Source organism: Bradyrhizobium sp. (assembly GCF_019244115.1).
GTDB lineage: Bacteria > Pseudomonadota > Alphaproteobacteria > Rhizobiales > Xanthobacteraceae > Bradyrhizobium.
The window spans coordinates 1-9,523 of the sequence record NZ_JAFATE010000356.1 but is presented as its reverse complement, the minus strand read 5'-3'; the positions used below and the strand labels follow the sequence as shown (position 1 = coordinate 9,523).

Annotated in this window: 7 protein-coding genes and 1 pseudogene; 2 read left to right on the top strand and 6 right to left on the bottom strand. The window is 64.3% G+C overall.

Annotation, left to right across the window (positions count from 1 at the left end; translation table 11 throughout):
- A partial coding sequence (locus JOZ76_RS15775) for an efflux RND transporter permease subunit (RefSeq protein ID WP_291699542.1) occupies positions 1-2,905 on the top strand: 2,905 nt, incomplete at its 5' end.
- A gap of 225 nt (positions 2,906-3,130) precedes the next feature.
- Positions 3,131-3,874, top strand: coding sequence for a 2-amino-5-chloromuconate deaminase CnbZ (gene cnbZ / locus JOZ76_RS15770; protein WP_291699541.1), 744 nt, complete (start codon positions 3,131-3,133; stop codon positions 3,872-3,874).
- A gap of 95 nt (positions 3,875-3,969) precedes the next feature.
- Here the strand turns inward: cnbZ and JOZ76_RS15765 are convergent, their stop codons facing one another.
- From JOZ76_RS15765 to JOZ76_RS15740, 6 genes and pseudogenes are all read right to left on the bottom strand, one after another.
- Positions 3,970-4,860, bottom strand: a complete 891-nt coding sequence (locus tag JOZ76_RS15765) for an ABC transporter permease (protein WP_291699540.1) — start codon at positions 4,858-4,860, stop codon at positions 3,970-3,972.
- 3 nt (positions 4,861-4,863) lie between these two features.
- Positions 4,864-5,805 carry an ABC transporter permease gene (locus JOZ76_RS15760; protein ID WP_291699539.1) on the bottom strand — a complete coding sequence of 314 codons (942 nt, stop codon included), beginning with the start codon at positions 5,803-5,805 and terminating at the stop codon, positions 4,864-4,866.
- On the bottom strand, positions 5,805-7,316 hold the full coding sequence (locus JOZ76_RS15755; protein ID WP_291699538.1) for an ABC transporter substrate-binding protein: 1,512 nt from the start codon (positions 7,314-7,316) through the stop codon (positions 5,805-5,807). Before JOZ76_RS15755 ends, JOZ76_RS15760 begins: the two co-directional genes overlap by 1 nt.
- Before the next feature lie 16 nt (positions 7,317-7,332).
- Positions 7,333-8,439: an ABC transporter ATP-binding protein gene (locus JOZ76_RS15750; protein WP_291699537.1), complete on the bottom strand. Its 1,107-nt coding sequence runs from the start codon at positions 8,437-8,439 to the stop codon at positions 7,333-7,335.
- Positions 8,439-9,428 (bottom strand): ABC transporter ATP-binding protein, encoded by a 990-nt coding sequence (locus tag JOZ76_RS15745; RefSeq protein WP_291699536.1) that lies wholly within the window; start codon positions 9,426-9,428, stop codon positions 8,439-8,441. Before JOZ76_RS15745 ends, JOZ76_RS15750 begins: the two co-directional genes overlap by 1 nt.
- Positions 9,425-9,523 (bottom strand): annotated as a pseudogene (locus JOZ76_RS15740) (DUF1028 domain-containing protein); the annotation flags it as partial. The pseudogene JOZ76_RS15740 and the gene JOZ76_RS15745, both read right to left, overlap by 4 nt.

Sequence of the window (9,523 nt, the reverse complement as noted above, 5' to 3'; positions counted from 1 at the left end):
CACCACGCCGATCGAGCAGGCTGTCGCCTCGGCCGAAGGCGTCGACTACATCACCTCGTCCTCGGTGATGGGCACCTCGACGATCCAGGTCTACATCAAGCTCAATTTCGATCCGAACCAGGCGCTCACCGAGGTGCTTGCCAAGGTCAATTCGGTCAAATACCTGATCCCGAAGGAAGCCAATGACCCGATCGTCACCAAGACGACCGGACAGACAACGGCCGTGATGTATCTCGGCTTTTCGAGCGAGGAGCTCACCGGTTCGGCGATATCGGACTATCTGACCCGCGTCGTGCAGCCGGTGCTCTCGACGGTCGATGGCGTCGCCTCCGCCGACATCCTCGGCGGCCAGACCTTTGCGATGCGGCTGTGGCTCGATCCCGTGCGCATGGCCGGGCGCGGCGTGTCGCCAGGCGACGTCGCGGCCGCGATCGCTGCCAACAATTTCCAGTCAGCGGCCGGCCAGTCGAAGGGCTACTTCATCGTCTCCAACGTCAAGACCAATACGGGCCTGACCGACGTCAACCAGTTCAAGCGAATGATCGTCAAGGCCAAGGACGGCGGTTTTGTGCGTATGGAGGACATCGCCACCGTCGAGCTTGCGGCGCAGAGTTCGGACGCCAGCGTCGCCTTCAACGGCGAGCACGCGATCTTCATCGGCGTGCAGGCCACCCCGCAAGGCAATCCGCTGACCCTGGTCAAGGGCGTGCGCGCGCTGTTCCCCGAACTCGAGCGCAACCTGCCGCCGTCGATGAAGATGAAGGTCGCCTACGATTCGACGAAATTCATCCAGTCCTCGATCGACGAGGTGGAGAAGACGCTCGGCGAGGCCGTGCTGATCGTGATCGTGGTGATCTTTCTGTTCCTGGCCTCGTTCCGCTCGGTCGTCATTCCCGTGGTCACGATCCCGCTCTCGCTGATCGGCGTCTGCTCGTTGATGCTGATCATGGGCTTTTCCTTCAACCTCCTGACCCTGCTCGCAATGGTGCTGGCGATCGGGCTCGTGGTCGACGACGCCATCGTGGTGGTGGAGAACATCCACCGCCATCTCGAAGAGGGCAAGTCGCCGGTGCAGGCCTCGCTCGAGGGCGCGCGCGAGATCGTCGGCCCGGTGATATCGATGACGATCACCCTGGCGGCGGTGTATGCGCCGATCGGCTTCCTCGGCGGCCTCACCGGCTCGCTGTTCCGCGAGTTCGCCTTTACACTGGCGGGGTCGGTGATCGTGTCGGGTGTGATCGCGCTGACGCTGTCGCCGATGATGTGCTCGGTGTTCCTGAAGAGCGCCGAGGAGGGCCGCTTCTCCCGTCTGGTCAACAAAGTGTTCGGCGCGATGACGCGCTGGTACGGCCGGCGGCTCGACCGCACTCTGGATTATCGCCCGATCACGTACTTGTTTGCGCTGACCATGCTCGGTCTGGTCGGCTTCCTCTGGCTGCATACGCCGGCTGAACTGGCGCCCGAGGAGGACCAGGGCATCGTGTTCGCGGTGACCAAGGCGCCGAAATACGCCAACATCGACTACGTCGATTTCTACGGCGACAAGCTCGACAAGGCGTTTCAGAAATTTCCCGAAACCGATCTGCGCTTCGTGCTCAACGGCATCAACGGGCCGCAGGGCGGTATCGCCGGCATGCTGCTGACGCCGTGGGACCAGCGGACGCGTTCCTCGATCAAGCTGAAGCCGCTGGTGCAGGCCGAGATCTCCAAGATCGAGGGCGTCCAGGCCTTCGCATTCAATCTGCCGGCGCTGCCGGGCGGGCCGGGCGGCCTGCCGGTGCAGATGGTGATCAACTCGACCAGCGGATTCCAGACCGTCTTCGAGCAGATGGAAAAATTGAAGGACGCAGCGCGCAAGAGCGGGATGTTCATCGTCTCCGACAGCGATCTCGCCTTCAATCAGCCGACGGTGAAGGTCAATATCGATCGTACCAAGGCCCAGGACCTCGGCATCAACATGCAGAACCTCGGGCAGGCGCTCGCGGTGCTGCTGGGCGGCAATTACATCAACCGTTTCAACCTGGAGGGACGTTCTTACCAGGTGATCCCGCAGGTGCCGCGCGGCATGCGGTTATCGCCGGAGTCGCTCGGCAGCTACTACGTGACCACGAATACCGGCGCGCAATTGCCGCTATCGACCGTGGTGTCGATCGAGACCTCGACCGATCCCAACTCCTTGACCCACTATAATCAGTTGAATTCGGCGACCTTCTCGGCGGTGCCGATGCCCGGCGTCACCGTCGGGCAGGCGGTTGCTTTCCTGGAGGGCGAGGCGAGGAAGCTGCCGGCCGGCTTCAGCCACGACTATCTTGCCGACTCCCGGCAATATGTGCAGGAGGGCAATCAGCTCCTGATCACGCTCGGCTTCGCCATCATCATCATTTACCTGGTGCTGGCCGCGCAGTTCGAGAGCCTCAGGGATCCGCTGGTCATCATGGTCAGCGTTCCCATGGCGATCGTCGGAGCCTTGATCCCGCTGTTCTTCGGCGCCGCGACCATGAACATCTACACCCAGGTCGGCTTGCTGACCCTGGTCGGGCTGATCTCGAAGCACGGCATCCTGATGGTCGAGTTCGCCAACCAGCTGCAGCTCAATGAAGGGCTCGACCGCCGCTCGGCGATCGAGATGGCGGCGCGGGTTCGGCTGCGTCCCATCCTGATGACGACGGCGGCGATGGTCACCGGCCTGTTGCCGCTGCTCACTGCGACCGGCGCGGGCGCCGCGAGCCGCTTCTCGATTGGCCTCGTTGTCGTGGCCGGCATGTCGATCGGCACGTTGTTCACGCTGTTCGTGCTGCCCGCCGTCTATGTCGCGCTCGCCACCGATCACCGCGCCAACGCGGAATCCGAGCGGACCAGGCAGATCGAGGCGTACGATCTCGGCCGGCAGCTCAAGCCGACCTGACCGCCACTTGACTTTCTGGTCACGGCCGCTGCCTGATGCGCAGCGGCCGTTTTTGTTTGTGGCCTCGTCATTGCGAGCCAACGGGTCCGCGCGAAGCGCGGCCCGATCACAGGCTCCGCGAAGCAATCCAGAAGTGTCCCCGCGGATGCGGGATTGCCTCGGAGCTGACGCTCCTCGCAATGACGGAGGTTGTCGTTGATACCGAACTCTATGGGAGCAATCTCCATGGTCAGCGCTTTCGCCGCCGGCAATTACAATTTCATTCCCGGCGTGTTCCAGTATTCGAGCGGGGCCGCGGCCGATCCCGGTTATGAGATCGAGCGCGTGCGCTTCGATGCCTTGCTGCCGCTGGCGGAGGGGTTTGCCGCGGCTGCGGACTACATCCAGGCCGCGGGCCGGCCGCTGACCTCGTTCTGCGCCTGCGAACTGCGCTCACCGGCCGCCTTCACGGAAGCCGGCTTTCGCGCCTTCAACGAGCACTATGTGAAGACACTGGCGGCGTGGGGCATCTATGACGGCACCACCAATCCGGTGGCGCGCAGCAATGTCTGTCCCGAAATCGATCCGCCTGTCGAGCCGTCGTTCTACGCGTTCTGCTTCACGCGCCCGAGGGCGGATGCCGCGCGGTCTTTCGTGATTGCCGGCAGCGCGGAGGCGCGCGAGGGGTCCGGCAGCTACGTCGAACGCACCGTGCGCTACCGCGATCTCAGTCCGGATGGCATCAAGGACAAGGTGCGCTTTACCGTAAGCCAGATGGAAGGCCGGATGTCGGCCTTCGGCGTCGGCTGGAAAGACGTTACCGCCGTGCAGGCCTATACCGTGCACGACTTCCATGCCGTCATGGCGGACGAACTCGTGCGCCGCGGCGCGGTGCGCTCGGGCCTGATCTGGCATTTCGCCAGGCCTCCCGTCATCGATCTCGAATTCGAAATGGATTGCCGGCGCGTGCTGCGCGAAACGGTGATCTGATCCGTCATTGCGAGCGAAGCGAAGCAATCCGGACTATTTCCGCGCAGGCAGTCTAGGTTGTTTCGCCGCCTTGCGCCTCGCAATGACGAGCGGGACTACCGCGCGCGGGGATCCAGCGCATCGCGCAGGCCGTCGCCGACCAGGTTGAACGACAGCACCACCAGAAAGATCGCGAGCCCGGGCCAGATCGCCATCCACGGTGCGTTGGTCAAAAACCGCTGCGCGGCATTGAGCATGCTGCCCCAGGACGGCGCTGGCGGCTGCTGGCCGAGTCCAAGGAACGACAGCGCGGCTTCGGCGATGATCGCGGTCGCGATCGACAGCGTCGCCTGCACCAGAAGCGCCGGCAGGATGTTGGGCAGGATGTGAAACAGCGCGATGCGCCAGCGCGGATTACCGATCGCGCGCGCCGCCTCGACATAGTCCTCGACCTTTACGTTCATGGTCTGCGCGCGCGTCAGCCGCACGAAGATCGGCGTTGCCGTGATGCCGATCGCGATCATGGCGTTGCCGAGGCTCGGTCCGAGGAAGGCGGCAAAGGCGATGGCGAGGATCAGGGACGGGCAGGCCAGCATGGCGTCGGTCATGCGGCTGATCAGGGCATCGATGAAGCCGCCGCGATAACCGGACACAAGGCCGAGCGGCACGCCGACGGCGAGCGCAATTCCGACCGAGATCGCGCCCGCGAGCAGCGAAGCGCGGGTGCCATAGATCACGCGCGCCAGCACGTCACGGCCGAGGTCATCGGTGCCGAACCAGTGCAGCGCGGAGGGCGGCTTGCGCACCAAAGTCCAGCTGGTTGCAATGGGGTCATAGGGCGCAATCACTGGTGCGAACAGCGCGAGCGCGATGAAGATCGCGATCACGATCAGGCCGGCCACGGCGCCCTTGCGCTTGATGAGACGTCGCAGCGCGCGGCGCGACGGGCTCTCCAGCTCTTCGGCCCGGTCGCGAACGGCAATGGCGGTCAGGGCAGTGTCGGCCATGGGCTAGCCCCGGAGCCGAGGGTTGACGAGGATATAGGCGACATCGGCGATCAGGTTGAGCGTGATGTAGATCGTCGCGGTCACCAGCACGACGCCCTGGACCACGGCATAGTCGCGGTTGAACACGGCATCGACGATCAGCTTGCCAAAGCCGGGGACCGAAAAAATCTGCTCGGTCAGCACCGCGCCCGACAGCAGCGTGCCGAGCTCGAGCGCCCCGAGCGTGATGATCGGCGTCAGCGCGTTGCGCATCGCGTGCTTCAGGATCACCGAACGCTCCGACAGGCCTTTTGCGCGCGCGGTGCGGACATAGTCGCTGTCCAAGACCTGCAACATGGCGCTGCGGGTATGGCGCATCAGGATTGCCGCGATCGCGTTGCCGAGCACGAAGGCGGGCATGATGCTCGCAGCGAGGCTGGCGCGCCAGTCTTCGAACAGCGGCACATAGCCGGAGGCCGGCAGCCAGCCGAGCTCGATCGAAAACAGAAAGATCAGCATGATGCCGAGCCAGAAGTTTGGAGTCGAGATGCCCCACAGCGCGAACAGATTGGCGCCATAGTCCCATGCCGTGCCTTTTTTCACGGCCGAGATGATGCCGGCTGGGATACCGATCAGGAATGCGATCACGATCGCCATCGCTGCGAGCTGCAGGGTGACGGGCAGCTTCTGCCCGATCAGCTCGCGCACCGGCATCTTGATGCGCAGCGACTCGCCGAAATCGCCCGACAGCACGCCCTTGGCCCAATAGACATATTGCACCGGGATCGGCTGATCGAGCCGGTACTGCTTGCGGATCTGCGCGATCACGGCGGGGTCGCGCTCCTCGCCGGCCATGACCAGCGCCGGATCGCCGGGCAGGAGCTGCTGTAGCGAGAAGATCAGCAGCGACACGAAGAACAGTGTCGGGATGAGCTGCACCAATCTGCGCGCGAGAAAGTTGAGCATTATTTCAGCTTCAGTCCGACCACGCGCACCAACCCGTCCGGCATCGGCGCGTACCCTTCCACTTTCGTGGTGTGCGCGATCAGGATCTTGTAGTGGAATAGGTAGAGGATCGGCGCATCTTCCATGACGATCTTGGTCAGCTTCTCGTAGATCGCCTTGCGCTGCGCCAGATCGCTCACGAGCCGCGCATCCTCGAGCGCCTTGTCGGCCTCGGCATTGCTCCAGAAGCTGTAGTTCTGCGGCGCGTTGCTGTGCAGGAAAATGTATGAGTTGCCGTCGGGATCACTACGCCCGCTCCAGCGCAGGAAGAAGGCCTGGTACTCGCCGGCTTCCGCCTGCTTCAGCGAGGTCGCAAGTTCCGTGACCCTGATCTTCAGGTCGAAGCCGGCCTCGGACGCCATCGACTGCACGACCTGCGCGGCGGCCTCGAATTCCGGGCCCTTCGGCACCATGAAGTCGACGACGATGGGCGTCGCCACGCCGGCTTCCTTCAACAGCGCCTTCGCCTTTTCAATATCGCCCGCACGAACTGCAAGCGCCTTCTGGTAATACGGATGCTTCGGATTGACCCATTGATTGCCGGGAATGAACTCGCCGTTGAAGACGACCTGGTTCAGCGCCTCGCGGTCGATCGCCAGATCCAGCGCCTGCCGCACTTTTGCCGATTGGCTCAGCGGACCCTTGGCCTTGTCCTTGCCGACGTTGAGCGTGATGCCCTGATAGCCGAGCTCGATCGCGGTCGAGAGTTTGAGTTTCGGATCGGCGCGCACATCCTTGATGTCGGTGGCGAGCACGCGCTCGATCAGATCGAGCCCGCCGGATTTGAGATTGGCGAGCCGCACCGTGGGGTCGACGATCGGAAGATAGACGATGCGATCGATGAAGACGTTGTCCTTGTTCCAGTAGTCGGCGAACTTTTCGAACACGATGCGGTCCTGCTGCACGCGCTCGACGAATTTGTAGGGGCCGGCGCAGACCGGATGCAGACCGAACTTGTCGCCGGCCTCCTTGGCCGCCTTCGGCGAGACCATCATGCCGGCGCGGTCGGTGAGCTGCGCGATCAGCGGCGAGAACGGCGCTTTCAGCACCAGCTTGATGGTGAGGGGATCAGCCACCTCGACTCGATCGACCGAGGCGAGTTCCGGCTTGCGGAACGATCCCGGAAAATTCAGGTGCCGCTCGAGAGAGAATTTGGCGGCCTGCGCGTCGAACGGCTGGCCGTCATGGAATTTGACGTTCGGCCGCAGCTTGATCGTGACCGCCTGGCCATCGTCCGCAATGTCGTAGGACAGCGCGAGCTGCGGCACGATGTTGAGCTTGTCGTCGATGTCGAACAGCTTGTCACAGAGGGCGGAAAACACGATGCGGCCGACATAGGTGCGCGCCAGGGACGGGTCCAGAATGTCCGGATCCTCGGCGAGCCCGATCCGCAGGGTCGTCTGGGCCTCCGCCGTCGCGCAGAACGAGAGCAGGAGCGCCGCGGCAGTCGCCATTGCACGAAACATCTTCATCGGAAAATCTCTCCTCTCAACCCTTGGCCGGCCTGGTATCACCGGTACCAACCCCGCACTTCGCGCTTCCTTCCGCGGTCCGGCCAAAGGCAGCGACCAGCTTCTCCAATGTCGGCGACAGCGCCCCATCCAAGGGCACGACGCCGCCCGCGTCGGGCAGCTCCGCCGTGCGGTGACAGGCCGTGGCGTGGCCCGCTCCATCGGCCAGAAGCTGCGGCGCCTCGACGCGGCAGCGGCTGGCGGCATAGGCGCAGCGGGGATGGAAGCTGCAGCCTGTGGGCGGATGGAGCGCACTCGGCATCTCCCCTTGCAGCAGGATGCGGCTGCGCCTGGCCGCAGGTTTCGGCACCGGAATCGCCGACAGCAGCGCGCGCGTATAAGGGTGGCGCGGCGCCGCGAACAGGCTTTGCGTGTCGGCGGTCTCGACGATGCGGCCGAGATTCATCACCGCAACGCGGCCCGCGATGTGCTTGACCACGGCAAGGTCGTGCGAGACGAAGATGTAGGCCAGCGACAGGCGGTCCTGCAGGTCGCGCAGCAGATTGAGAATCTGCGAACGGATCGACACATCGAGCGCGGAAACCGGCTCATCGCAGATGATCAGTTTTGGCTCGACCGCGAGCGCGCGCGCGATCGCAATGCGCTGGCGCTGGCCGCCGGAAAATTCGTGCGGATAGCGGCGCGCAAAGCGCGGCTCGAGCCCGACCAGCCGCAAAAGTTCCTCGACCCGCTGGCGCCGCCGCGGCGCCGGCACCAGATCATGCAGGCCCAAGGGCTCGGTCAGGATCTGGCCCACCGTCATGCGCGGATTGAGCGGCGCATATGGGTCCTGGAAGATGATCTGCGCATGGCGGCGGAAGGCGCGCAGCGCGTCGCTGCCGAAGGCGAGCAGGTCCTTGCCCTCAAACCTGATCTGGCCGGAATCCGGTTCGATCAGCCGCAGCACCAGCCGGCTCACGGTCGATTTGCCGCAGCCGGACTCGCCGACAATCGCCAGCGTCTCGCCGGCCTCGACTGCAAAGCTAACGCCATCGACCGCTCTCACGAATGCGGTCGGCCGCCCGAACAGGTTTCGCGCGGCGGGGAAATGCTTGACCAGATCTTTCGCTTCGAGCAGTGCCATCACGCCACCAGCCTTTCCAGCGGCGCGCGGAGACAGCGCGACCAGTGACCGGGTGAAAGCTCGCGAAGCGCTGGCTGTGCTTTCGTGCAAGCGGGCTCCGCGAACGGGCAGCGCGCGGCAAACCGGCAGCCGGCCGGCGGCTGCGTCATGTTCGGCACCATGCCGTCGATGGTGGCGAGATGCGTGGCGCGTCGGTCGAGCCGCGGGATCGCGCCGAGCAGGCCGACCGTGTAGGGGTGTTGCGGGGCGGCGAACAATCTTCCGACGCCGGCGCGCTCGACGATCTCGCCGGCATACATCACCGCGACCTCGTCGCAGACTTCGGCGACCACGCCGAGATCGTGGGTGATCAGGATGATGGCGGCCTGGCTCTCCGCCTTCAATTCGCGCATCAGATCGAGGATCTGCGCCTGCAGCGTGACGTCGAGCGCGGTGGTCGGCTCGTCCGCGATCAGGAGTTTTGGGTCGCAGGCGAGCGCCATCGCGATCATCACGCGCTGGCGCATGCCGCCCGACAGCTTGTGCGGATAATCGTCGATCCGCTTCTCGGGTGAGGGGATGTGCACGCGGCGCAGCAGCGCGATCGCGCGCGCGCGGGCCGCTTGGCGCGATCCGCCGCGATGGCGCAAAATGGTTTCGACGATCTGGTCGCCGATGGTAAAGCTCGGATTGAGCGAGGTCATCGGCTCCTGAAAGATCATGGCGAGCCGGTTGCCGCGCAGGTCGCGCAAAGTCTCGTCGGAAGATTTGAGCAGGTCGATACCGTCAAAACGGATCGCGCCCGTGACGTCGGCGCTCTGCTTGCCGAGCAGGCCCATGATCGCCAGCGAAGTCACGCTTTTTCCGCAGCCGGATTCACCGACCAGACCAAGCGTCGCGCCGTGTGCCACCGAGAGATCGACGCTGTCGACCGCGTGGGTGACGCGGCCGTCATCGCCATGGAACAGCACGCGCAGCCGTTCGATCTCGATCAGGGAATCTCGCGTCATTTGCCTCCCGCTGTCGCCGCTGCGATGCCGGCATCGATAACAGCGCGATCGGTTGTCCCGGCCGGGTTCTGCCGCGTCGGCAAAAATTGTCGGAA